This window comes from Clostridium carnis (assembly GCF_054657435.1).
Window position 1 is genome coordinate 2,251,764 of sequence record NZ_BAAHYS010000001.1, and the last position, 24,301, is coordinate 2,276,064.

A 24,301-nucleotide genomic window follows, 5' to 3' on the forward strand; every position below is an offset into this window, starting at 1 on the left:
GTGATGCCATTGCTTAAAGAAAAAGAGCTAAATTTAATGTCCTATATTTTAGGAAGTGTTATTTTAGCAAGTATTAGTTTTAATATTATTTTTAAATATAAATGGCTAGCATTAATAATTGCTAGCTGTTTTTTTATATTTATTTATTATAAAAGTAGTTTATTTATAACTTTTATAACTATATTAATATTTTTAGTTTCAATTACAAATAATATTTTTTATTATAAATATATACCTAATAATATTGAAGAAATAAAGGTTACATCATTAAATTTTTATGGTGGAATTGGTGAAGTTCAAGGAAGAAAGGTATATTTAGCTGGAAAAATTAAAAATTTAAATATAGGAGAAAAAATATTAGTAACTGGAGAGTTTGAGAAAAATACTAAAATAACTAAAGGTATTATAGGAAATTATAAAATAAACACTATAGAAAAGAAATTTGAAGGTATAAGTAGAAAATTATATAAAATAAGAGAAGATATTTTTTATAAAATAAAAGAAAAATTAGGATGGCGTAGAGGTTCATTAGTTTCATCCATAGCTTTTGGATATACAGAATTTTTAGATATAGAAGATAAAAATGAAATGAAAAATTTAGGGGTTTTACATGCTATAGCAGTATCAGGAATGCATATGGCTTTAGTATATTTGGTTCTTAAAAAGATATTTGGATCAAAGTTGGCGCCTTTTATTGCGTTTTTTTACGTAATATTTACAGGTGCATCAGTATCAACTATTAGAGCATATATAATGCTATTATGCACTAGTATGGCAATGCCATTAAAAAGAAATTACAATCCAATTTCATCCTTATCTTTAGCGGGAACAATTTTAATATTTATGAAACCATACTGTATTTTTGAGGTTGGATTTCAATTAACATTTATGGCTACCTTAGGCATAATTTTATTTAATAAAGCTTTAAATAAAAAACTATATAAATTACCTAAGTATATAAGGGAATCTCTTTCTATATGTATTTCTGCACAAATTTTTACATTGCCAGTTCTTATAATTTATTTTAAGGAGTTTTCTTTAGGATTTATATTAGGAAACTTAGTTATATCACCTATTATAAGTTTAATTATAATACTTGGAAATTTATTAGTATTAACATTTAAAATACCATTTATATTTAATTATCTTTGTTTTATAGTCCACTATTGTACAGTACTAATAGATATATTTACAAATTGGATTATGAATATAATGCCAGAAATAATATATGTAAATGAGAGTTTAGCATTTTTATATTTATCAATAATTATGGCATATTATTTTTATAAAAAAGGTTATAAAAAATTTATCTATTTTCCATATATAATGCTTATATATGTGATAATTGTTATATATAGCCCTATTCCTAAAATTGAATACTATAAAGATGGAGGAATACTTTTATCCTATAGAGGAGACAGAGTTTTGGTAAAAACTAAAAGTAAAGCAAATTTAGAGAAACTTGAAAGAATATCCTTAGCTACAAATACTTATAAAGAGATAGAAAAAATTAAAATAAATAAGTATATAAATATAAAGAAAAGTGGAAAAGATTTTATACTAAATACAAATGGAAAGTTATATTCATTAAAGGTATCCTCTTTTGAGAAAAAAGAAGATGAATATGATATAATAGATTTTAATAACGGAAGTTTTGATAAAATATTAATACTTAAGAATAAAGTTTTAAGGCTAGACTAAGGAGGCTTTACTATTTTGATTAATTTCGATTTGTTGGAAAATCAAGTTAAAAAAAATGAAATAAAAAATTCGTATATTTTTTGTGGATTAGATGAAGAATTAATAAAAGAAGGTATAAATTTACTTGTAGATAAAGTTGTAGATAAAAGCTTTCAAGATCTTAATTATATTAAATTAGATGGAATGACTACAACCTTTGAAGACATATTAAATGCATGTGAAACTATGCCTTTTATGGGAGATAAAAAAGTTGTAGTTGTATATAGAGCAGATTTTCTAAAGGAAAAGACAGATAGCTCAGGTACAAAGATTTATACAGAAATTAATAAATATCTTAAAGATATGCCGCCATATACAATATTAATAATGTACTATCTTTTCAATGATAAAAGAGATACACCAAAGAAAAATAAAAAACTTAATAATTTAGATAAGATATCTACTGTAGTTCATTTCGATAAATTAAAAAGAGATAGATATGAGAAAAAAATAGAAGAATTATTTAAATTACAAGGTAAATCAATAGGAAAAATAGAAATTAAGTACTTTGTAGAAAAAGTTCAAAATAACTTTGATGTAATAAAAAGAGAAGTAGATAAGCTTATATCTTATACAAATGGAAGAGAAATAAAAAGAAGTGATATTGATAAATTAATTCCAAATTCAAGTGAAGATGATATATTCGACTTAATAGATTTAATATCTCAAAGAAAAGCAGAACGTGCTATAGATTTAATGGATCAATTGCTTTTTAAGGCAGACCAACATATGCTTATTATAACTAATATAGAAAATAACTTTAAAAGATTATATGAAATAAAAATATTAATGTCAAAAGGGAAAAGAGCAGATGATATTGCAAGTAAATTTAAATTACCTACGTTTATTTGTGAAAAGCTTATGAGACAATGTGATAAATTTACAATAAAACAATTACAAGAACTTTTAAAATTATGTTTAGAAACTGAAAGAAAAATAAAGTCATCAGGAGTAGATAAACAAACAGAAATGGAACTTATGCTTTTTAAGACATTTATGATTAAGTAAAATTATGTAAAATAATAGCCGGTCCAATTGGACCGGCTTCTTATTTGATTACGCCATAGCGTTTAATTTTGCAGCTAATCTTGATTTCTTTCTAGCTACCATGTTCTTGTGACATACTCCTTTTTGAGCAGCCATATCTAAAGACTTAACAGCCTTAGGGAAAAGAACCTTAGCTTCTTCTGCATTATTTGAAGCAACAGCAGCTTCAAACTTCTTTATAGCAGTCTTTAAAGCTGATTTGATCATTCTGTTTTGAGCAGTTTTAGCTTCTGTAACTTTAATTCTCTTTTTTGCTGATTTAATGTTTGCCATTTCTAATTCACCCCCTTAAAATTTTATAGGGCCTCTCTGCAGCTTTGGGGAAATCTGCGTTCGAGTTCGTTTTTAACATACTAGATTATAACACTGAAAGTTTGTAAGTTCAAGTATTAAATTAAAACATTAAGGAAAAATAAGAGGGATGGAAGAATTTTTGGAGGGATTTTTATGATAAATGTAAGAACAGACTTAGCAATTGAAGCTAAAGATATGTACACAAAAGAAAATAAAAGAGAATTAGATGGAGTTATTGTAGATGAAGAAGTAGAAGGTGAAATAAAAATTACAACAGTAACTATAGAAAGTGATGAAGCAGGAAAAGAACTTGGAAAGCCTAAGGGAAATTATATAACAATAGACTTTCCAGAGTTTACTCATTATGATGGAGAATCAATGGATAATGTAGCTAAGGTTATGGATAATGTATTAAAAAGATTAGTTGATATTTCAGAAGAAAAAACAGCTTTAGTAGTAGGACTTGGAAACTGGAAAGTAACACCAGATGCATTAGGACCAAAGGTTACAGAAAAAATAATGGTTACAAGACATCTAAAGACAGTAATGCCCGATGCTATTGATGATTCTGTTAGACCAGTTTGTTGTATTGCTCCAGGGGTTTTAGGAGTAACAGGAATAGAAACAGGAGAAATAGTAAAATCTTTAGTAGATAAAATAAAACCTGATTTAGTTATTTGCATAGATGCACTTGGATCTAGAAAATTAGAAAGAGTAAATAGAACAATACAAATAAGTGATACAGGAATATCACCAGGAGCAGGTGTTGGAAATCATAGGATGAAAATAAATGAGGAGTCCTTAGGTGTTAAAGTTATAGCTATAGGAGTTCCAACTGTTGTTCATGCATCAACAATTGCAAATGATACAATAGATTTATTATTAGATGAACTTATAGGAAAAGCTGAAACAGGAAAAGAATTTTATAATATGCTAAAGTCAGTAGATAAAGTTGAAAAAAGTAATTTAATTAATGAAATATTAAATCCATTTGTAGGAGATTTAATGGTTACACCAAAAGATGTTGATGCAGTAATAGAATCATTAGCTAAAATAATTGCAAATGGAATCAATATGGCAATTCAACCAAACCTAGATATGGAAGATATAAATAAATTTATGAATTAAATTAAAAATAGATTAATAATTATGTAACTTCTCTAATATACATAGATAGAGTAAGGGGGAATTATCGTGTATCAATTAAGAGAAGGAATTAATAGTAGACAACAAAGAAAAATAAGCAGAGGAAAATCCAAGGCAAACATACCTGGGGTTGGAGTTGGATATATAATGATTATAGCTTTAATAGTTGTGTTTTTTTCAAGAGCTATAGGAGTAATTAATAGGCATAGTGAACGAGGTGGATATGCATATGTTCAATTGTTAAACATCGGTATGCCAATAGTAAAAGAGCAAACATATAATGAGGAAAATTATATGGAAAATAAATTATCATTAAAAACTATAATATCAGAAGCTCTAGGTGTTGGAAATATAAATGCTTATGGAATTATAGGAAAGGAAATAAGTTTCTTTAGAGATGAATCTCTTAATAACTCTATAATTAGTAAACATATACCTAGTTTAAAACCATTTAATTTAAATGATAATAGTATTGCAAAGGTTACCCCAGAGGAATTAGCTGAATTAAATAAGGTAAGCGCTGCATATGACCCTTCATTAAAAAAGGCATTAGATAATTCCAAACCAGAAATATTACTTTATCATACACATACAACAGAAAACTACTCAGAATCTAAAAAAGATACAACAGATAGTAACTTTAATGTTGTTGGTGTTGGAGATGTGCTTACAAAGGAACTTGAAGAAGGGTATGGAATATCAGTTATACATGATAAAACTAACCATAGTGTTGTTTATAATAACAGTTACGCAAGGTCAAATGAAACAGTTAAAAGTTATTTAGATAAGTATGGAGACTTTAAGCTTATAATAGATTTGCATAGAGATGGTTCAGAAAATAAAAATGCAGTTACAGCTAATTTAAATGGGCAAGATTTAGCAAAGATGATGTTTGTTACAGCTGAAAATAGTCAAAAATATTCAGCAAATAAGGCTTTAGCAGATAAATTATATGGAATAGGGAAATCACTATTTCCAGACCTTATAAAGCCTACTTATATTTATGAGTATGGACAGTTATCAATTAATAGTGGCTTAAGTGATGGAGCGTTATTAATTGAAGTTGGAGCAAATATAAATACAGCACAAGAAGCGAAACTTACTGCAAAATATATAGCAAGAATATTAGCAGAGCATTTAAATAGACAGTAAAAATTAACTTAAGTGAATAAAATTTCATGAAGTGAGCATCCTTATAGGTAGAAAAAATACTAGGGGGTGCTCATTTGTTAAATAAAAAAATAATAATAGCAACAATAGGTTTTGCATTAATAATAGCAATAGGTCTTGTTCAAATTAATATAATAAATACTAAAGCTTTGTCACCAATAGGAACTGGAGAAGATAATTATGAGCTTGTAAAGGAAGAGTTTGGAGCAGATTTTGAAGAATTTATAAAAGATGATGCTTCAATTAAAATTTATAAATCAAATGATGAAAATAAAGATACAACTATAAGAATAAATGATAAAGAATTTAGAGTAGATAAGGAAAATCCAATAGTAGAAAAGGTTTTTGCAATAGGAAATAGTATATCTGGAGGATTTAATAGTATAAAGGATAAAATAGAAGGTAAACTAAAAGAGAAAAAAGATACTTCAAATAACGAGAATGAAAATTATGAAAATGAGACATCTAATGAAAATAATAACTCTCAAAATGAAAAGTCAAAAGAACAAGACTCAAAAAAGGAAAATCTAGAAAATAAAGAGCCACAAAGTGAAGCTTTAGAAAATAAAGAATTACAAAAAGAAGATTTCAAAAAAGATTCAAAGGATAAAACTAAAAGTAATGATTCTCAAAATAAAAAAGCAAATACAGAACTTGATAGTATAGTAGATGATTTTTTAAATAATAAAAATTCAAATACAGAAAAGAAAGAATGGGTTAACCCTGCAGAATAATAAAAGTTTCACTTTATATTGACATCTAATGTGGTTTCTGTGATATAATTTAGCTGATTTAATTATAATGGGGGTGAAGTGACTATTAATCAAATAAGATTAGTAGTTTATATATATGAAAAGTAATAGACAAGAATATATTAGAAATTTTTCAATAGTCGCACATATAGATCATGGTAAATCAACCCTAGCGGATAGATTATTAGAAGCTACAGGAACTCTTACTCAAAGAGAGATGGAAGAGCAAATTCTTGATAACATGGAAATTGAGAAAGAAAGAGGAATTACAATAAAGTCTCAAGCTGCAAGACTTATATATAGAAGAGCAGATGGAGAAGAGTACATATTAAATTTAATAGATACTCCAGGACACGTAGACTTTACTTATGAGGTTTCAAGAAGTTTAGCTGCCTGTGAAGGAGCTGTATTAGTAGTAGATGCAACTCAAGGAGTTCAAGCCCAAACTTTAGCAAACTGCTACTTAGCATTAAATAATGATTTAGAAATAGCACCAGTTATAAATAAAGTTGATTTACAATCAGCAAGACCGGATGAAGTAAAACAAGAAATAGAAGATATTATAGGAATTGAAGCACATGATGCACCTATGATTTCAGCTAAAACAGGTTTAAATATTGGAGATGTTTTAGAAACAATAGTTGAAAAGGTTCCAGCTCCAAAAGGAGATGAAGAAGGCCCACTTAAAGCTTTAATATTTGATTCATACTATGATAGTTATAAAGGTGTTGTTTCATATGTAAGAATTATAGATGGTGTTGTAAAACAAGGAACTAAAATTAAATTAATGGCTACAAATAAAGTTTATGAAGTTACAGAAGTAGGTGTATTTACTCCAAAACTTTTACCAATAGGAGAATTAAGAGCTGGAGATGTTGGATATATAGCAGCTTCCATTAAAAATGTAAGAGATGCAAGAGTTGGTGATACTATTACTGAAGCTGATAGACCAACAGAATGTGCACTTGAAGGATATAAGCCTGCTATACCAATGGTTTATTCAGGTATATATCCAGTTGATGGAGCTAAATACCAAGAATTAAAAGATGCATTAGAAAAACTACAAATAAATGATGCAGCGTTAAGCTTTGAACCAGAAACATCGATAGCTTTAGGATTTGGATTTAGATGTGGTTTCTTAGGGTTATTACATATGGAAATAATCCAAGAAAGAATTGAAAGAGAATTTAATTTAGATATTATAACAACTGCTCCATCTGTTATTTATAAAGTAATAAAAACTAATGGAGAAGTGATTGAACTTACAAATCCAACAAACCTTCCAGAACCTACAGAAATAGATTATATGGAAGAACCAGTAGTTAAAGGAAGTATAATTGCACCATCAGATTATGTAGGAGCTGTTATGGAACTTTGTCAAGAAAGAAGAGGTATCTTTATTGACATGCAATATTTAGAAGAAACTAGAGTTTCTATAAATTATGATATTCCTTTAAATGAAATAGTATATGATTTCTTTGATACTTTAAAATCAAGAACTAGAGGATATGCTTCATTAGATTATGAGTTTAAAGGATATACAAGAACAGAACTTGTTAAGCTTGATATTATGTTAAATGGAGATGTAGTTGATGCTTTATCAATGATAGTTCCAAGAGAAAGAGCATATGACAAGGGAAGAGGAATAGCGGAAAAGCTTAAGGAAATAATACCACGTCAAATGTTTGAAGTTCCAATTCAAGCAGCTGTAGGGTCAAAGATTATAGCTAGAGAAACAGTTAAGGCTATGAGAAAAGACGTTCTTGCAAAATGTTATGGTGGAGATATTTCAAGAAAGAAGAAACTTCTTGAAAAGCAAAAAGAAGGAAAGAAGAGAATGAGACAAGTGGGATCAGTAGAAATACCACAAGAAGCATTTATGGCAGTACTTAAGGTAGATTAATAAAAAAGGTTAAGCTAAGTAAATTGGCTTAACCTTTTTATATACCTAAAATGGAAATTTAATTAATAAATTTTTCTTCTATAAATTCATATAATAAATTCAAATCAACATTTTTTGCAATTTCTTTTAAATAAGGAACTAGTTTATAGTTATCCATTTCAATAAATTTAGAAACTTTAGGATTAATTCTAAAATAATTATCTTTTAAAAATTCACGGCAATACATATCTTCTAAATTACACATACCATCCATTACTAATGATAAAAATGGAGAACGCATTTTAGCAAAAGGATGAAATGACCATTGGGCAATTCCCCAGTTATCTGTTTTTCCAGTAATTTTATCTGGGGAATCTCCAGTTCCTATTGAAAGAAGTTTAATTTGAGATGAGTAATTAATATAACTTATTGAATTAATTGAAGAAAATACAGCAGAGGCAGTAGGAGAATTAGCTACTACACCACCATCTATAAAATTTTTATATGATGGAAAAAATGTAGGGGCAGCAGAACTAGCTAAAGCAATATCTACAACCTTAAAATCAATAGTTGGATTAGTGGTAAGATTATTAATAAATACCGGTTCCCAAGAATCTTTACTAAATCCATTTATAGAAAATGTAGGAATAAAAACATATTTATTTAAATCCTTCAAAGTTAACTCATCAGTAAAATTTTCGGTAAGGATATTGTGAAGATTTTTGTTTGAAAATTTAGGTCTAAATAAATTAAATCGTGATGGTGAGAAAATTTCTTTAGTAACTGTATAACTATAAAGGTTATCTAAATATTCTACAGACATATTATTAGCTAAGGCAAGAGCTATAATTGAACCTGTTGAAGTACCTGCAAATAAATCAACTTCATTTAGAAAATTAGGATATCTTCTGCAAATCCGTTTTAAAATTCCTACAGATAAGGCTCCTTTTACCCCACCACCATCAAAGGATAGTATTTTAAAAGTTTTCAAAAAAATAACACTCCTTAATATAGATATATAAGCATTTTATTCAAAAAAAAGATTATTGATATAAAAATTAACCTATATTTAAAAAAGTTCTTTACTTAATAAATATAATTGTAATTAAATGGAGCCTTACTAAATATATATTAAATGTAAAATTATTTTTGAAAAGGTGGGGAATTTTATGTTAGAAGCAAGATTAAGAGATGTAAAAACTAGAGGAAGATCTTTAAGAAATGCTGGATATACTACTGGAACTTTAAAAAGAAAAAATGGAGAAGTTCAATTAATATCAGTTTTAGGATATAAATTAGAAACTTATCTATTAAGAAATGGATTGAATTCAAATATGGAAATAAATTTTAATGGAGAAACTTTAAATACAAAAATATTTAGTGTTCAAAGAGATGTTATTAAGCATAATGTAATAAATTTAGATTTAATTGAAATTTAATATATTGCTAAGCTAAAGGGAATAATATTGTTTTATTCCCTTTAGTTATATAAAATTTTAGGTTATTATATATGGTAATAATCTTATAAAATATAAGATAAAGAAAGTGAGATAAAAAATGAAATTAAAAAAAGAAGTAGCACTTTATATACATATACCTTTTTGTAAACAAAAATGTTTTTACTGTGATTTTCCATCTTATGCATCCTTAGATTATCTTATGGATGATTATGTAGATGCATTATGCGATGAAATTGAAAATAAAGGTAAAGATTATTTAATTAGAAGCATATTTATTGGTGGTGGTACTCCATCATATTTAAACAAGCATCAAATAAAAAAAGTATTAACTTCATTATCTAAGCTTACTTTAGGAAAAGATATAGAATTTTCCATGGAATGTAATCCAGGAGCTTTAGAAGAAGATAAGCTAAAGATAATGCTTGAAAATGGTGTAAATAGAATAAGTATGGGACTTCAAGCTGTGCAAAATAATTTTTTAAAAGATATTGGAAGAATTCATACATTTAAAGATTTTGAAGAAAATTTTAAATTAGCAAGAAAAGTTGGATTTAAAAATATAAATGTTGATTTAATGTTTGGATTACCAAATCAAAAACTAGAACATTGGAAAGAATCATTAGAGAAAATTTCAAAATTAGGTCCAGAACATATATCAGCATATAGTTTAATAATAGAAGAGGGAACTTGCTTCTATAAAATGTGGGATGAAGATAAGCTAAACTTACCATTAGAAGATGATGAAAGAGAAATGTATTCAGTTACTAAAAGTATTTTAAAAAAATATGGATATAATCAATATGAAATATCGAATTATTCCAAGAGTGGATATGAATGTTTACATAATAAAATTTATTGGAAATGTGAAGAATATCTAGGTCTAGGATCAGCATCCAGTTCTTTTATAAATGGGTATAGATATAAAAATATTGACAACGTAAAAAACTATATAGATAAAATAAATAAAAAAGAAAGTGTTGAAGAAAATATAACATTAAATTCATTAGAGGATAATATGGAAGAATTTATGTTTATGGGCCTTAGATTAATAGAAGGAATAAATATTAAAGAATTTAAATCAAGATTTGGAATTGATATTACAAGTATATATGGTGAGATTATAGATAAAAATATAAAGTGTGGATTACTAGAGAAAAAAGAATATAATTTAAGACTAACAGAAAAGGGAATTGAAATATCTAATACTGTAATGAGTGAGTTTATATTAGATAAATAATAAAAATTAATATAAAAGAAAAAAAGAGTTATTGTAAGAAATTAAGAGAAAGTATAGGTTATTTTTTATTAATTGGCAAATATAAAAAAATTTAAATGCTAATGAAATTGACAAAAAAACCTAGAAGGAATATATTGATATTGTAGTCATTAGCACTCGACAATAATGAGTGCTAACAGATAGAGGTGATGTTATGGCTATTGATGAAAGAAAAATTAGAATATTGCAGGCTATCATTAATGACTATATCATGACAGGTGAGCCAGTAGGTTCTAGAACAATAGCAAAAAGATATGACTTAGGAGTTGGATCAGCCACAATAAGAAATGAAATGGCAGATCTAGAGGAGATGGGTTATTTAGAACAACCCCATACATCAGCAGGAAGAATACCTTCTAATAAAGGGTATAGATTATATGTAGATAAGTTAATGGAAACTGAAAAATTAAGTAAAGAAGAAGAACTTAAAATTAAAGAGTACATTATTAATTCTGCAATGTATGAAGTAGACAAAATAGTTAAACAGGCATGCTCGTTATTGTCAGAACTAACCAACTTAACATCTATAGTTCAAACTCCATCAGTAAAAAAAAGCTACATAAAATCAGTTCAGTTATTAGTAATTGATAATCATAATTTAGTATCAGTGATAGTAGCAGATAGTGGAGTTATTAAAAATCATAGAATTAGAGTAACTGAAATGCCAGGAATGGAGACTCTTCAAAGGATAAATCAAGTTTTAAATATGAGACTTAAGAATTTAACCATAGAAGAAATAAATCTAGAAGTAATTAGTAATTTAAAATCTGAATTAACTGGGTTTGATGAGTTGTTTAATGCAATTTTACCAGCATTATACGAAACATTAAAAGAAGCAAATCATTCAGATATACTAGTAGAAGGAACAACAAATATTTTCAATTACCCTGAGTACAATAATATCGAAAGGGCAAAAGAAATATTATCTTTAATAAATGATAAAGATTCCTTAATTGAACTTTTAGAGCCACAAGGAGATATTACTATTAGAATAGGGGAAGAAAATTATTTCCCTGAAGCTAAGGAATGCTCCATAATTTCAGCAGAATACTCTTTAGATGGAAGACCAATAGGAACTATAGGCTTAATTGGACCTAAAAGAATAAATTATTCAAAGGTAATAACAATAATGGGTCAGGTTATGAAAGAGTTAAATAAAAGCCTTAGAAATCAAAGCATAGAATAAAAAGAGATGAGGTGTTGTTATGGAAGATAACAAGGAGTTTAAAGAAGAAGTAGTAGACGATACAAAAAACTGTGAAGCTCCAGAAGAGGTTTTAGAAGAAGAAATTTCTGAAGAAACTAATGAAGACCAAATAGAGGGTGAAAAAGAAGAAGAAAATGAAGAGGAGGCGAATCCTCTGAAAATAATGAGAAAAATTAAAGACGAAAATAAAAAGTTAAGTAATGAAAATGAGGCTTTAAAGGATAGATTATTAAGACTTACAGCTGAATATGAAAATTACAGAAAAAGAACAGCTAAAGAAAAAGAAGGTATATATACAGATGCCTGTACAGATGTTTTAAAGGAAATGTTACCTGTTTTAGATAACCTAGAAAGAGCTCTTTTAGCAGATGGAAATATAGATGATGTTAAAAAGGGAATAGAAATGACAATAAAAGGCGTTTCAGGATCTTTTGAAAAGTTAGGTGTTGAAGAAATAGAAGCTTCTGGTGAATTTGATCCAAATCTTCATCAAGCAGTAATGCATATTGAAGATGAAAGTTTAGGTGCAAATGCTATTGCTGAAGTATTCCAAAAGGGATATAAAAGAGGCGATAAAGTTATAAGATATACAGTGGTTAAGGTAGCAAATTAATTGAGCTACAAATCAATAAAATTTATAAATAAATTAAAAATGATAGAGATTTAGGAGGAAATATATTATGGGAAAAATTATAGGAATTGATTTAGGAACAACAAATTCATGTGTTGCAGTTATGGAAGGTGGAGAACCAGTTGTAATTAGTAACTCAGAAGGAGCAAGAACTACTCCATCAGTAGTTTCATTCCAAGCTAATGGAGAAAGATTAGTAGGTCAAGTAGCTAAAAGACAAGCGATCACTAATCCAGATAAAACAATAATTTCAATAAAAAGACATATGGGAACTAACTACAAAGTTACAATAGATGGAAAAGATCACTCACCACAACAAATATCAGCTATGGTACTTCAAAAAATCAAAGCTGATGCTGAAAGCTACTTAGGTGAACCAGTAACTCAAGCAGTTATAACTGTTCCAGCTTATTTTAATGATTCAGAAAGACAAGCGACTAAAGATGCTGGTAGAATAGCAGGATTAGAAGTATTAAGAATAATAAATGAACCAACAGCTGCTGCTTTAGCTTATGGTTTAGATAAAATGGATACAAACCAAAAGATATTTGTATATGACTTAGGTGGTGGTACATTCGACGTATCTATCCTTGAACTTGGAGATGGAGTATTCGAAGTATTATCAACAAATGGAGATACAAAGCTTGGTGGAGATGACTTTGATGAAAAGATTATGCACTACATCGCTGATACATTTAAAGCAGAAAATGGAATAGACTTAAGAAATGATAAAATGGCACTTCAAAGATTAAAAGAAGCTGCTGAAAAGGCTAAGATAGAATTATCATCATCAACACAAACAAATATTAACTTACCATTTATTACTGCTGATGCAACAGGTCCAAAGCATATTGATATGAACTTAACTAGAGCTAAATTCAATGAAATAACTCATGACTTAGTTCAAAGATCAATTGAACCAATGAAAAAAGCTTTAGCAGATGCTAACCTTTCATTAAGTGATATTGATAAGGTAATATTAGTTGGTGGATCAACAAGAATTCCAGCTGTTCAAGAAGCTGTTAAAAACTTTACAGGAAAAGAACCATCAAAGGGAGTTAACCCAGATGAATGTGTTGCAGTAGGTGCTGCTATACAAGCAGGTGTATTAACAGGAGAAGTTAAAGACGTATTATTATTAGACGTTACTCCATTAACACTTGGAATTGAAACTTTAGGTGGAGTTGCTACACCTCTTATTGAAAGAAATACTACAATTCCTGCAAAGAAGAGCCAAACATTCTCAACTGCAGCAGATGGTCAAACATCAGTTGAAATACACATAGTACAAGGTGAAAGACAAATGGCTGCTGATAACAAGACTTTAGGTAGATTTACTTTATCAGGTATTGCTCCAGCACCAAGAGGAATTCCACAAATCGAAGTTACATTTGATATAGATGCTAATGGATTAGTTAAAGTATCAGCTGTTGATAAAGCTACAAATAAAGAAGCTAACATTACAATTACTGCATCAACAAATTTAAGTGAAAATGAAGTAGAAGCAGCAGTAAAAGAAGCAGAAAAATTTGCAGAAGAAGATAAAAAGAGAAAAGAAAAAATAGAAGTTAAAAATAATGCTGACCAAGTATCATACCAAACTAAGAAAGCTTTAGAAGAATTAGGAGATAAGGTATCAGCAGAAGATAAGGCTAAAGTAGAAGCTAAACTTGCAGAATTAGATAGCATTAAAGATGGTGAAGATACTGAAGCTATAAAGAAGACTATGGAAGAATTAACTCAAGAGTTCTATGCTATATCATCTAAAGTATATGCTGATGCTAATGCTAATGGAGCAGCAGGATTTGATCCAAACAATATGGGTGGAGCAAATCAAGGAGCAGCTCATGATGACAACGTAGTTGATGCTGACTTTGAAGTTAAGGAAGATAAATAGTTGTAACAGACTAGGTTAATAGTTATAATATATGAGGGAAGGCATAAGTCGTCTTCCCTTTTATTAAGTAGAAATAAATTTGGTGGTGAAAAATAGATGGCAAATAAAGACTATTATGCATCTCTAGGATTAGAGAAAGGTGCATCAGATGATGAAATAAAGAAAGCCTTTAGAAAGCTAGCTATAAAGTATCATCCTGATAAAAACCAAGGAAATAAAGAAGCAGAAGATAAGTTCAAGGAAATAAATGAAGCTTATCAAGTTCTTTCAGATCCTGAAAAGAAAGCAAGATATGATCAATTTGGTACTGCAGACTTTGATGGAAGCGGATTTGGTTCAGGAGGCTTTGGAGGCTTTGACTTCTCAGATATGGGAGGTTTTGGGGATATATTTGATAGTTTCTTCGGCGGCGGTGGCGGCAGAAGAAGAAACGGTCCTCAAAGAGGTGAAGATTTAGAATATACATTAAATCTTACATTTGAAGAAGCTATATTTGGAGTAGAAAAGGAAATCTCTATAAATAGAAGTGAAAAGTGTGAAACTTGTAGGGGTAATGGGGCAAAGGAAGGTACTTCACCTAAAACTTGTCCAACTTGTAATGGTCAAGGGCAAGTAAGAGTACAAAGACAAACACCTCTTGGAAGCTTTGTAAGTACATCAACTTGTAACACTTGTGGTGGAACAGGAAAAGTAATAGAACAACCTTGTTCAAAATGTAGTGGAAAAGGTCATGTTAGAAAAAACAGGAAAATTACTGTTAATATACCAGCAGGGGTTGATACAGGAAATGTAATGCCGCTTAGAGGTCAAGGTGAACATGGAACAAATGACGGCCCACCAGGAGATTTATATATAAGAATAAATGTAGCTCCATCAAAGAAGTTTACGAGAAAAGGCAATGATATTTATATAGATACTCATATATCAATGGGTAAGGCTGCATTAGGTACAGAAATAACTGTTCCAACTGTAGATGGAGATGTTAAATATACAATACCAGCAGGAACTCAATCAGGAGTATTATTTAGATTAAAAGGCAAAGGTGTTCCAAGAGTAAATTCCACAGGAAGAGGAGATCAATATGTTAAAGTAATAGTTGATATTCCTAAAAATTTAAACGAAAAGCAAAAAGATGCTCTTAAGGCATTTATGGATGCTTGTGGTGAAGGAACAGGGGAGACAATACCTCATAAAAAAGGCTTTAAAGACCTTTTTAAATAATAAATTATAGAATTAAAATTAAATTTATTTTTATATTAAATGTAAAAGTAGATTCTTTTAATATTCTCACTTTATAGTAAATAGTTAAAATAATAAAACTATTACTATAAGGCGAAATGTTATTTGGAATCTACTTTTTTGTTATTTAGACCAGTTATAAAGTTATAAAAGTGATAATATTAGTATCAACTTTTTATAATACGAACAAATTATTCATATGTATTAGCTTATAAGTATTATAAGAATATTCTATTAAGAATGTATTAATTTTAGTGATATAATAAAAACTATCTAGTGTGGATGAAAAAAATATTATTAGAGGTGAGCATATGACTGAATTAAAAAAGGTTTTATATGATGAAATTGAAGGGTTTAGAGCTAAAGGTCATGAATATTTAAATGGAGAAATAAATTTAATGCAATTTAAACATGCATCAGGTGGATTTGGGGTTTATGGTCAACGTGGTGGTAAAACTTTTATGATAAGGTTAAGGTTAAGTTCAGGTGTAGCAAGACTTGATCAAATAAAAAAAGTTTATGAATTAGCTAAAAAGTATGATGTTGAAAAAATACATTTTACAACACGCCAAGCTATTCAATTTCATGGACTATCTATAGATAATGTTTGTGATTTAATGAAAGAAGCTTTAGACAATGATATTTATACTAGGGGTTCAGGTGGTAATTATCCTAGAAATGTAGCAATTTCCCCACTATCAGGTGTTAATAAAGATGAAGCTTTTGATGTTACACCTTATGCATTAGAAGTAGAAAAATATTTCATGGAAAGAATTTATACTTATAAATTACCTAGAAAATTAAAGGTTTCTTTTTCAAGCAGTAATTCAGATGCAGCACATTGTACAGTTCAAGATTTAGGATTTATAGCAGTAAAAAAAGATGGAAAGAATTATTTTCAAGGATATTTAGGTGGAGGTCTTGGACAAAATCCTAAATTAGCTGTTGAATATCCGGAACTTATTAATCCAAATGAGATTCTTTATTATATAGAAGCTATGGTAAAATTCTTCATGGCTGAAGGAGATTATGAAAATAGAAATAGAGCACGTGTGAGATATATATTAGATAGAATGGGTGAAGAGGCTTTTATAGAATGTTATAAAAAATACGTTGAAGAAGCTAAAGCTAAAAAAAATATGGATATAGAGGTTAGCTTTAAAAACTACAATAAACCTGGAATAAAAATAGATATAAAATCAAAAAGATTATTTGAACAAAAACAAGAAGGTCTTTATAGTGTCTATTTACATCCTTTAGGTGGGCAGTTAAAAACAACTGATTTAAAGAGTTTGATAGATGCTATTGAGGATGTAGAAGATGTAGAATTAAGATTAGCTATGAGTGAGGGAATTTATATAAGAAATTTAAATGGAAATGAAGCTAAGGAAATATTAGATTTAACAGAACCAATGAGTGGAAAAACATTATTTGAACAAAGTGTATCTTGTATAGGAATTCCTATATGTCAAGTTGGTATATGTAATAGCCAAGGACTTTTAGAAAACATAATGAGCTACTTTAAAGAAAAGAAATTTGAAAAAGACATATTACCAAGAGTGCATATATCAGGATGTGGTAATTCATGTGGTGTTCATCAAATAGGTCATATAGGATTTACAGGAAAGAAAAAGAGAGTAAATGATAAAGTATCAGAATGTTTTTCACTTTATTTAGATGGATGTTTTGCTGTAGGAGAAACTAAACTTGGTAAATGTTATGGAGATATGCTTGCAGATACTATACCAGATTTTTTATATGATTTAGCAATTGATATAGATAATTCTGGACTTACTTATAAAGAATATATAGAAAAAAATAAAAATGAATTAGAAAATATAATAAATAAATATTTAGTTTAGTAGAAAAAATATTTATAAAATAAATTAATATTTTAATTAATAAGATTCATAATTATAAAGTTATTAGCTTTATGTAATTATGAATTTTATTTTTATATAAATATTTATATAAGATAATATTTGATAATATATATTTACAAATAATAATTATTTGTTATAATTAAGGTATAGTAATGAATGAAATTTGAGAAAATATATTTGAATAAATAAAAGTGAAAGGAAGTAAATATATATGAAAAAAGTTACATTTCAAGGAGCACCATTAACATTAGAAGGAAAAACAGTAAAGGTAGGAGAAAAATTAAGAGACTTTGTAGTTGTTGCAAATGATTTAAGTGAAGTTTCATTAAAAGATACAAATGGAGTAAGAGTATTTTTAAGTGTCCCATCAATAGATACTCCAGTTTGTGATATGGAAGTTAGAAAATTTAATGAAGAAGTTTCAAAAATTGAAGGAGTAACTTGTTATACTGTATCAATGGATTTACCATTTGCTCAAGGAAGATGGTGTGGAGCTGCTGGAGTAGAAAATGTAAAAACAGTTTCAGATTATAAAGAAAGAAGCTTTGGTGAAAATACAGGAACATATATTAAAGAGTTAGGATTATTAACTAGAGCATCATTTGTAGTAAATTCTGAAGGGATAGTAACATTTATAGAGTATTTAGAAGAAATAACTAACGAACCAAACTATGAAGAAATATTAAAGGCAGTAAAAGAAGCTAAATAAAGAATACTGTTTAAAAATAAAGAAATTCTATTTTTAAATATAACAATGGAAGTCTTTAGTTTAAAAAACAAAACTAACTCCTATAAACGTAAGTGAATAGGAGTTTTTTTATGCTTAAGCCTAGACAGAAACTTAACATAAGTGTAAAATAATAAATTAGTCAAAGTATGTTTGAAAGGACTGATTTAAATGCAAGGAACATGGATAGAGGTAAGAGTTATAACAAAATCAGAGGCTCTAGAACCTATTTCAGGAATATTTTATGGATTAGATTGTAAAGGGGTTGCTATTGAGGACCCAAATGATATATTAGGAAGAGAACAAGGACCATTAACTTGGGATTTTGCAGATATTAATGTTTTAGAACATAAGGGAGAAGTTGCTGTAGTTAAAGCATATTTCTCAGAAGAAGACAATATGGAAGAAATTCTTACATATATAAATGAAAAAGTACAAGAATTAAAAGATATGGGAATAGATGTTGGTTTAGGAAAAGTAGAAGATGAAAAGATGTTCGAAGAAGATTGGGCAAATAATTGGAAAAAATATTACAAGCCAACTAAAGTTGGAGAAAGAATAGTAGTTAAACCAACTTGGGAAAAATATGAAGAATCAGAAGAGGAATTAGTAATAGAATTAGATCCAGGTATGGCTTTTGGAACAGGAACACATGAAACAACAAGAATGTGTATTCAAGCTTTAGAAAAGTATGTTAAAGAAGATAGTACTGTATTTGATGTTGGATGTGGATCAGGAATATTAGCTATAGCAGCAGCTAAATTAGGTTCAAAACTTGCAGTTGGAGTGGATTTAGACCCAGTAGCAGTTGAATCTGCTAAGGAAAATGTAAGCTTTAATAATTTAGATAATATTGAAGTCTTATATGGAAATCTTGTTGAAGTTATAGATGGCAAAGCTGATATAGTTGTAGCTAATATAATTGCAGAAATAATTTGTATATTAACAGAAGATGTTAAAAGAGTTATTAAAGAGGGCGGATATTTCATTACTTCAGGAATAATTCATGATAGAGTAGAAATGGTTACAAATAAGTTAGAAGAAACAGGCTTTGAAGTTCTCGAAATCAATAAAGATGGAGAATGGAATTGCATAGTTGCTAAATTAAAATAATTAGTATTTTAAGGAGAGAATTAGATGCATAAATTTTTTGCTCCTAAAGAAAACTTTTCAGAATATGAAGGTAAAATATTAGGTGATGATGTAAAACATATATATAAAGTTTTAAGACTTACTGAAGGTGAAAAGGTAGTATTAAATAATTGTGAAGGATCTGAGTTTCTTGGAGAAATTAAGTCTGTAAGCAAACAAGAAGTTATAGTATCTATATTAGAAAACTTAGATATTAATAATGAAAGTACAGTTAAAATACACTTATTCCAAGGACTACCTAAATCTCAAAAGATGGATTTAATAGTTCAAAAAGGTACTGAACTTGGAATACATGAATTTATCCCAACATTAACCTCAAGAGTTGATGTTAAACTTAAGGGTGAGTTTAAAAAGCTTGATAGATTAAATAGAATTGTATTAGAAGCTGCAAAGCAAAGTAAAAGAAGTATTATACCTAAAGTGCTTGAGCCAGTAGAATTTAATGATGTTTTATTAAAAATTAATGATATGGATTTGATGCTTGTTCCATATGAAAATGCAGAAAATTTTGGAATAAAAACATTATTTAAAGAATTAAAAGAAAAGAATATAGATTTATCATGTATAAAGAATATTGGAATACTAGTTGGCCCTGAAGGTGGCTTTGAAATAGATGAAATAAATAACCTTAAAGAAAAAGGAGCTTATATAATTACATTAGGAAGTAGGATATTAAGAACTGAAACAGCTGGTTTTGTAGCTACTTCTTTATTGCAGTATGAGCTAGGTGATTTAGGAGGAAAAGTTTAATGAAAGTTGCATTTGCTACACTTGGATGTAGAGTTAACGTATATGAATCAGAAGCTATGACTGAAAAATTTATAAGAGAAGGCTATGAAGTTGTAGATTTTAGCGAAGTTGCTGACGTTTATGTAATAAACACTTGTACAGTAACAAATATGGGAGATAAAAAATCTAGACAAATTATAAGTAGAGCAAGAAGACTTAATGAAAATGCAATTATAGCTGCTGTTGGATGTTACTCTCAAATGGCTCCTAAAGAGGTTTCAGAAATTCCAGGTGTTGATGTTGTACTTGGAACTAGAAACAAAGGAGATGTAGTTTATTACGTTAATAAAGCTAAAGATGAAGGAAAAAGTCAAGTTCATGTTGAAGGCGTATTAAAAAATAAAAAGTTTGAAGACTTAAATATAGAAGACTATCAAGATAAAACAAGAGCATTTTTAAAAATTCAAGATGGATGTAATAGATTTTGTACTTATTGCCTAATTCCTTATGCAAGAGGGTCAGTTTGTTCAAAAGATCCTAAAAAGGTAATAGAAGAAGTTAATAAGCTTGCAGAGCATGGCTTTAAAGAAATAATACTATCAGGAATACATACAGCTTCATATGGATTGGATTTAGAAGGGAACATAACTCTTATAAATATAATAGAAGAAATTGAAAAGGTAGATGGAATAGAAAGAATAAGAATAGGTTCTATAGAGCCAGCATTCTTTACAGAAGAAGTAATAGAAAAAATAAAAGGTTTTAAGAAATTATGTCCTCACTTCCATTTATCACTTCAAAGTGGTTCTGATGGAACATTAAAAAGAATGAACAGAAGATATACAGCAAAAGAGTATGAAGATTCAGTAGAGTTACTAAGAAAGACTATGCCAGATGTTTCTATTACAACAGATGTTATAGTTGGCTTCCCTGGAGAAACAGAAGAAGAATTCAATGAAACATATGAATACTTAAAGAGAATTAAGCTTACAAAGACTCATGTATTTAAATATAGCCCAAGAAAAGGTACAAAAGCTGCTGAAATGGGAGATCAAATAGATGGAAATATAAAAGAACAAAGAAGTAAACTTCTAATAGAGTTAAGTAATAAAAATGAAAAAGAATTTAATGAAAAATTCTTAAATAAAAATATGGATGTTTTAATAGAAAAGGAAGTAAAAGATAAAGAAGGTATATTTGAAGGATATACTAGAAATTATATAAAAGTAGAAGTTCCTTGCAACTGCTTAGATATTACTGGTAAAATAGTAGATGTAAAAATAACTGAAGCAGAACAAGAGTTTGTTAAAGCAACACTTGTTTAATTAAAGTTTTATAGAAAATTTTAATATATTATAAACATTTAAGGGGGTGAATTTATGAGTTGTATTTTTTGTAGTATTATAAAAGGGGAAATTCCTTGCAATAAAATTTATGAAGATGATAAAGTTTTAGCTTTTCATGATATAAGTCCTGAAGCACCAGTACATTTTTTAGTAATTCCTAAAGAACATATACAAAGTGTAAATAATATAAATGAAGAAAATTCAGATATAATTTCACATATATTCATAGTTATTAATAAACTGGTAAGAGAGCTTAATATAAGTGAATCAGGCTATAGAATCATAAATAATTGTGGAGAGGATGGAGGTCAAACTGTAAATCATATACATTTTCATGTATTAGGTGCTAGAGAGTTAAAATGGCCACCAGGTTAATAGTTTTTTTATCTAGATGTTGACATTTTAGTTTAAGCTATTGTATAATATAGCGTGTGTTATTAAGCCCGTAGCTTAGTTAAATTAATTAATTTGAGCTAGCGGAGGGAGGGATAATAGATGTCAGAAATAAAAGTTGGAGAAAACGAAACACTTGAAAGTGCGTTAAGAAGATTTAAGAGAAAATGCGCTAGAGCTGGAGTTCTTTCAGAAGTTAGAAAGAGAGAACACTACGAAAAGCCAAGCGTGAAGAGAAAGAAGAAATCAGAAGCTGCTAGAAAGAGAAAATTCAAGTAAGAATTAGTTTCTTTTAAAAAGAGGGTATGAAAATGCCAACTATATAAAAATAGACTTCAAGATACTTGTAAAATATATTAAGACTAGATTTAGTTTTAATATAATTACTACAATAAAGTCTGCAATACTTTTGGGGTTATAACCAATTGTGTTACGCTTGAGGACGATAAAGTTATATAAATTTTAGCAAAAGAAGTCAAGCAGTAAAAAGAAGTAATGCTTGAATTTGAAAAGGGAAATAGAAAAGATTTTATCTATTTAGAGAAAATCTTGCTAAACTACCTTCCTCAGCAGTTAAATGAACAAACAATTTTAGAAATTATTAAGTAAGCAGCTACAGAAGTGGGCGCTAATAACATTAAAGACATGGAGAAAGTAATGTTTATAGTTAAACTTATTATTTAGGTATAACTATAGGCAAACTTATAAGTCAAATTGGAAAAAAGAATATTTAACTAATAAATAGCAAAAGAACTCATTAACGTGGGTTCTTTTTGTTTTATATATAAATTAAAACATATATTAAAAGTTAAACTATCTTTACTTTACACAATAATGTAATTTTCTTTTTCTTTTAATCATAAAGTACAGTGAGGAAGTTTTTTAGAGGAGAGAGAGGAATGCAAGAAAAATTTAATAGAAGTAAAGAAGTATTATCAGAAAAACTTGATTTACCAAAGGATGTATTATTGAATTTACCAAAAATTACAATTCTTGGAGATGGGGAAATAACAATTGAAAATCACAAAGGAATAATTGCTTTTGAGAGAAGTATGATAAAAGTTAATACAAAAAATATACCAATAACTATATTTGGAGAAAACTTTGAAATATTATATATTGGGGAATCAACTATAGCAATAAGTGGTAAGTTTAAATCTATAGCATATGAGGGGTAGTTAGCATGGGGACAGAAGTTTTTAAACCAGGTATTATAGTAGTTGAGATTAACATACTATCTCCAGAGAGAGTTTTAAACATATTATGGAATGAAAATGTAAAGATTCTTAATGTAAAAAGAGTTGATATAGCAACTATTAGAGTGAAAATATATTATGATGATTATTATAAAACTCGAGAGATAGTTAAGTCGCAAAGAGGGAAAATGAAAATAGTAGGAAGTGGAGGATTTTTATTTTTCCTTGGACGTTTAAAAAGAAGAGGGGCTCTTGTAATAGGTGGGATGCTTTTTTTAGCTATAATATTCTATTTATCAACATATGTATGGAGAATAGAAATAGAAACTAAAAAAAATGTATCTCCATATGAAGTAAGACAGCAACTTTATAAAATAGGCGTTAAGCCAGGAATGAAAAAGAAAGATATTGATGGTAAAACTATAGAAAAGAAAATAGAGGATATAAATTCAGATATTTTATGGCTTAGAGCTAGAGTAGAAGGATCTACGCTTAAGATATTTATAGAGGAAAAGGTAAATCCTCCAAAAGAAGTAACTAAAAAATTTGGGAATTTGGCTTCGAAAATGGAGGGGGAGATAAGTCGTATATATGCCTTTTCTGGAAGGGCTAAGGTCAAAGTTGGAGATATAGTTAAGCCAGGAGACATTGTTATAGAGGGGATCAATGGAAAAGAAGAAGAACCTTATGAAGAAGAACCAAGTGGTGTAGTTATGGCAAATACTTTTTATGAAAAGAGTATGAAGGTCAAAATACAGGGAACGGAGCTTCAAAGAAGTGGAAGAAAAGACAGTGATATATATATAAGTTTATTTGATAAGAAAATTTATCTAAAAAAGGCTATAAAAGACTTTAAAGAGTATGATAGAATAGAAGAGAGTGGAAAAGTATTTAATAAAGTATTATATTTTGAAAGAACGGAAATTCCAGTAAAGCTTACCGAAGAAGAAGGGGTAAAAAATGCTGTTAAGGAATTAACTGAGTCTTTAAGAAATGACCTTACACGAGAAGCGAAGGTTTTAGATAAGATAATAAAAACTAAAACTGACACTGATGGAGATATAATAGTAAATGTAGGTTTTGTAGTAGAACAAAATATAGTTAATAATGAACCTGTTGACTATTAATAACAAT

Annotated in this window: 23 protein-coding genes; 21 read left to right on the forward strand and 2 right to left on the reverse strand. The window is 28.4% G+C overall.

Features of this window, described 5'->3' with window-relative positions:
* Positions 1 to 3 precede the first annotated feature (3 nt).
* On the forward strand, positions 4 to 1,701 hold the full coding sequence (locus ACYQ1T_RS10870; RefSeq protein WP_459836522.1) for a ComEC/Rec2 family competence protein: 1,698 nt from the start codon (positions 4 to 6) through the stop codon (positions 1,699 to 1,701).
* Positions 1,702 to 1,716: 15 nt separating this feature from the next.
* Positions 1,717 to 2,748 carry a DNA polymerase III subunit delta gene (gene holA / locus ACYQ1T_RS10875; protein WP_459834665.1) on the forward strand — a complete coding sequence of 344 codons (1,032 nt, stop codon included), beginning with the start codon at positions 1,717 to 1,719 and terminating at the stop codon, positions 2,746 to 2,748.
* A 48-nt stretch (positions 2,749 to 2,796) separates the two neighbouring features.
* Here holA and rpsT read toward each other — a convergent pair whose 3' ends face one another.
* A complete protein-coding gene (rpsT, locus tag ACYQ1T_RS10880) occupies positions 2,797 to 3,060 on the reverse strand; it encodes a 30S ribosomal protein S20 (protein ID WP_459834666.1) in 264 nt (87 codons plus the stop codon).
* 174 nt (positions 3,061 to 3,234) lie between these two features.
* Between rpsT and gpr the strand changes: the two genes are divergently transcribed.
* The 4 genes from gpr to lepA all read left to right on the forward strand — a co-directional run bounded on the left by gpr (position 3,235) and on the right by lepA (position 8,052).
* Entirely contained in the window at positions 3,235 to 4,209 is a 975-nt protein-coding gene (gene gpr / locus ACYQ1T_RS10885) for a GPR endopeptidase (RefSeq protein WP_459834667.1), read from the forward strand.
* A 66-nt stretch (positions 4,210 to 4,275) separates the two neighbouring features.
* The gene (locus ACYQ1T_RS10890; RefSeq protein ID WP_459834668.1) at positions 4,276 to 5,379 is read left to right on the forward strand and encodes a stage II sporulation protein P; all 1,104 of its coding nucleotides are present in this window, start codon (positions 4,276 to 4,278) and stop codon (positions 5,377 to 5,379) included.
* Positions 5,380 to 5,453: 74 nt separating this feature from the next.
* Positions 5,454 to 6,131, forward strand: coding sequence for a hypothetical protein (locus tag ACYQ1T_RS10895; RefSeq protein ID WP_459834669.1), 678 nt, complete (start codon positions 5,454 to 5,456; stop codon positions 6,129 to 6,131).
* A gap of 115 nt (positions 6,132 to 6,246) precedes the next feature.
* Entirely contained in the window at positions 6,247 to 8,052 is a 1,806-nt protein-coding gene (gene lepA, locus ACYQ1T_RS10900; RefSeq protein ID WP_459834670.1) for a translation elongation factor 4, read from the forward strand.
* A 58-nt stretch (positions 8,053 to 8,110) separates the two neighbouring features.
* Here the strand turns inward: lepA and ACYQ1T_RS10905 are convergent, their stop codons facing one another.
* The gene (locus ACYQ1T_RS10905) at positions 8,111 to 9,022 is read right to left on the reverse strand and encodes a patatin-like phospholipase family protein (RefSeq protein ID WP_459834671.1); all 912 of its coding nucleotides are present in this window, start codon (positions 9,020 to 9,022) and stop codon (positions 8,111 to 8,113) included.
* Between the two features lie 178 nt (positions 9,023 to 9,200).
* On the opposite strand from ACYQ1T_RS10905, the gene ACYQ1T_RS10910 reads away from it, so the two are divergent.
* The 15 genes from ACYQ1T_RS10910 (at position 9,201) to yqfD (ending at position 24,294) form a co-directional block, all read left to right on the forward strand.
* Entirely contained in the window at positions 9,201 to 9,470 is a 270-nt protein-coding gene (locus ACYQ1T_RS10910) for a hypothetical protein (RefSeq protein ID WP_459834672.1), read from the forward strand.
* Positions 9,471 to 9,588: 118 nt separating this feature from the next.
* A complete protein-coding gene (gene hemW / locus ACYQ1T_RS10915; RefSeq protein ID WP_459834673.1) occupies positions 9,589 to 10,728 on the forward strand; it encodes a radical SAM family heme chaperone HemW in 1,140 nt (379 codons plus the stop codon).
* A gap of 193 nt (positions 10,729 to 10,921) precedes the next feature.
* Positions 10,922 to 11,953 carry a heat-inducible transcriptional repressor HrcA gene (hrcA, locus tag ACYQ1T_RS10920; RefSeq protein WP_459834674.1) on the forward strand — a complete coding sequence of 344 codons (1,032 nt, stop codon included), beginning with the start codon at positions 10,922 to 10,924 and terminating at the stop codon, positions 11,951 to 11,953.
* Positions 11,954 to 11,972: 19 nt separating this feature from the next.
* On the forward strand, positions 11,973 to 12,587 hold the full coding sequence (gene grpE, locus ACYQ1T_RS10925) for a nucleotide exchange factor GrpE (protein WP_459834675.1): 615 nt from the start codon (positions 11,973 to 11,975) through the stop codon (positions 12,585 to 12,587).
* A 67-nt stretch (positions 12,588 to 12,654) separates the two neighbouring features.
* Positions 12,655 to 14,502, forward strand: a complete 1,848-nt coding sequence (dnaK, locus tag ACYQ1T_RS10930) for a molecular chaperone DnaK (RefSeq protein WP_459834676.1) — start codon at positions 12,655 to 12,657, stop codon at positions 14,500 to 14,502.
* 96 nt (positions 14,503 to 14,598) lie between these two features.
* Complete coding sequence (gene dnaJ, locus ACYQ1T_RS10935) at positions 14,599 to 15,723, forward strand: molecular chaperone DnaJ (RefSeq protein WP_459834677.1); 1,125 nt, start codon at positions 14,599 to 14,601, stop codon at positions 15,721 to 15,723.
* A gap of 329 nt (positions 15,724 to 16,052) precedes the next feature.
* Positions 16,053 to 17,603, forward strand: a complete 1,551-nt coding sequence (locus ACYQ1T_RS10940; RefSeq protein WP_459834678.1) for a nitrite/sulfite reductase — start codon at positions 16,053 to 16,055, stop codon at positions 17,601 to 17,603.
* A 232-nt stretch (positions 17,604 to 17,835) separates the two neighbouring features.
* The gene (gene tpx, locus ACYQ1T_RS10945) at positions 17,836 to 18,333 is read left to right on the forward strand and encodes a thiol peroxidase (RefSeq protein ID WP_459834679.1); all 498 of its coding nucleotides are present in this window, start codon (positions 17,836 to 17,838) and stop codon (positions 18,331 to 18,333) included.
* Between the two features lie 189 nt (positions 18,334 to 18,522).
* Positions 18,523 to 19,464 carry a 50S ribosomal protein L11 methyltransferase gene (gene prmA / locus ACYQ1T_RS10950; RefSeq protein WP_459834680.1) on the forward strand — a complete coding sequence of 314 codons (942 nt, stop codon included), beginning with the start codon at positions 18,523 to 18,525 and terminating at the stop codon, positions 19,462 to 19,464.
* A 24-nt stretch (positions 19,465 to 19,488) separates the two neighbouring features.
* Positions 19,489 to 20,253: an RsmE family RNA methyltransferase gene (locus ACYQ1T_RS10955; RefSeq protein ID WP_459834681.1), complete on the forward strand. Its 765-nt coding sequence runs from the start codon at positions 19,489 to 19,491 to the stop codon at positions 20,251 to 20,253.
* Entirely contained in the window at positions 20,253 to 21,557 is a 1,305-nt protein-coding gene (gene mtaB, locus ACYQ1T_RS10960; protein ID WP_459834682.1) for a tRNA (N(6)-L-threonylcarbamoyladenosine(37)-C(2))-methylthiotransferase MtaB, read from the forward strand. The genes ACYQ1T_RS10955 and mtaB overlap by 1 nt, the downstream gene beginning before the upstream one ends.
* A 54-nt stretch (positions 21,558 to 21,611) precedes the next feature.
* Entirely contained in the window at positions 21,612 to 21,953 is a 342-nt protein-coding gene (locus ACYQ1T_RS10965) for a histidine triad nucleotide-binding protein (RefSeq protein WP_459834683.1), read from the forward strand.
* 120 nt (positions 21,954 to 22,073) lie between these two features.
* Complete coding sequence (gene rpsU, locus ACYQ1T_RS10970; RefSeq protein ID WP_003441547.1) at positions 22,074 to 22,250, forward strand: 30S ribosomal protein S21; 177 nt, start codon at positions 22,074 to 22,076, stop codon at positions 22,248 to 22,250.
* Between the two features lie 620 nt (positions 22,251 to 22,870).
* Complete coding sequence (gene yqfC / locus ACYQ1T_RS10975; RefSeq protein WP_459834684.1) at positions 22,871 to 23,149, forward strand: sporulation protein YqfC; 279 nt, start codon at positions 22,871 to 22,873, stop codon at positions 23,147 to 23,149.
* Positions 23,150 to 23,154: 5 nt separating this feature from the next.
* Entirely contained in the window at positions 23,155 to 24,294 is a 1,140-nt protein-coding gene (yqfD, locus tag ACYQ1T_RS10980) for a sporulation protein YqfD (RefSeq protein ID WP_459834685.1), read from the forward strand.
* The last annotated feature ends 7 nt before the right edge of the window (positions 24,295 to 24,301 follow it).

Coding starts and splice junctions, on each gene's coding strand:
- ACYQ1T_RS10870 (WP_459836522.1), top strand. CDS start 4: ATGCCATTGCTTAAAGAAAAAGAGCTAAATTTAATGTCCTATATTTTA.
- rpsT (WP_459834666.1), bottom strand. CDS start 3,060: ATGGCAAACATTAAATCAGCAAAAAAGAGAATTAAAGTTACAGAAGCT.
- gpr (WP_459834667.1), top strand. CDS start 3,235: ATGATAAATGTAAGAACAGACTTAGCAATTGAAGCTAAAGATATGTAC.
- lepA (WP_459834670.1), top strand. CDS start 6,247: ATGAAAAGTAATAGACAAGAATATATTAGAAATTTTTCAATAGTCGCA.
- ACYQ1T_RS10910 (WP_459834672.1), top strand. CDS start 9,201: ATGTTAGAAGCAAGATTAAGAGATGTAAAAACTAGAGGAAGATCTTTA.
- hemW (WP_459834673.1), top strand. CDS start 9,589: ATGAAATTAAAAAAAGAAGTAGCACTTTATATACATATACCTTTTTGT.
- hrcA (WP_459834674.1), top strand. CDS start 10,922: ATGGCTATTGATGAAAGAAAAATTAGAATATTGCAGGCTATCATTAAT.
- grpE (WP_459834675.1), top strand. CDS start 11,973: ATGGAAGATAACAAGGAGTTTAAAGAAGAAGTAGTAGACGATACAAAA.
- dnaK (WP_459834676.1), top strand. CDS start 12,655: ATGGGAAAAATTATAGGAATTGATTTAGGAACAACAAATTCATGTGTT.
- dnaJ (WP_459834677.1), top strand. CDS start 14,599: ATGGCAAATAAAGACTATTATGCATCTCTAGGATTAGAGAAAGGTGCA.
- ACYQ1T_RS10940 (WP_459834678.1), top strand. CDS start 16,053: ATGACTGAATTAAAAAAGGTTTTATATGATGAAATTGAAGGGTTTAGA.
- tpx (WP_459834679.1), top strand. CDS start 17,836: ATGAAAAAAGTTACATTTCAAGGAGCACCATTAACATTAGAAGGAAAA.
- prmA (WP_459834680.1), top strand. CDS start 18,523: ATGCAAGGAACATGGATAGAGGTAAGAGTTATAACAAAATCAGAGGCT.
- ACYQ1T_RS10955 (WP_459834681.1), top strand. CDS start 19,489: ATGCATAAATTTTTTGCTCCTAAAGAAAACTTTTCAGAATATGAAGGT.
- mtaB (WP_459834682.1), top strand. CDS start 20,253: ATGAAAGTTGCATTTGCTACACTTGGATGTAGAGTTAACGTATATGAA.
- ACYQ1T_RS10965 (WP_459834683.1), top strand. CDS start 21,612: ATGAGTTGTATTTTTTGTAGTATTATAAAAGGGGAAATTCCTTGCAAT.
- rpsU (WP_003441547.1), top strand. CDS start 22,074: ATGTCAGAAATAAAAGTTGGAGAAAACGAAACACTTGAAAGTGCGTTA.
- yqfC (WP_459834684.1), top strand. CDS start 22,871: ATGCAAGAAAAATTTAATAGAAGTAAAGAAGTATTATCAGAAAAACTT.
- yqfD (WP_459834685.1), top strand. CDS start 23,155: ATGGGGACAGAAGTTTTTAAACCAGGTATTATAGTAGTTGAGATTAAC.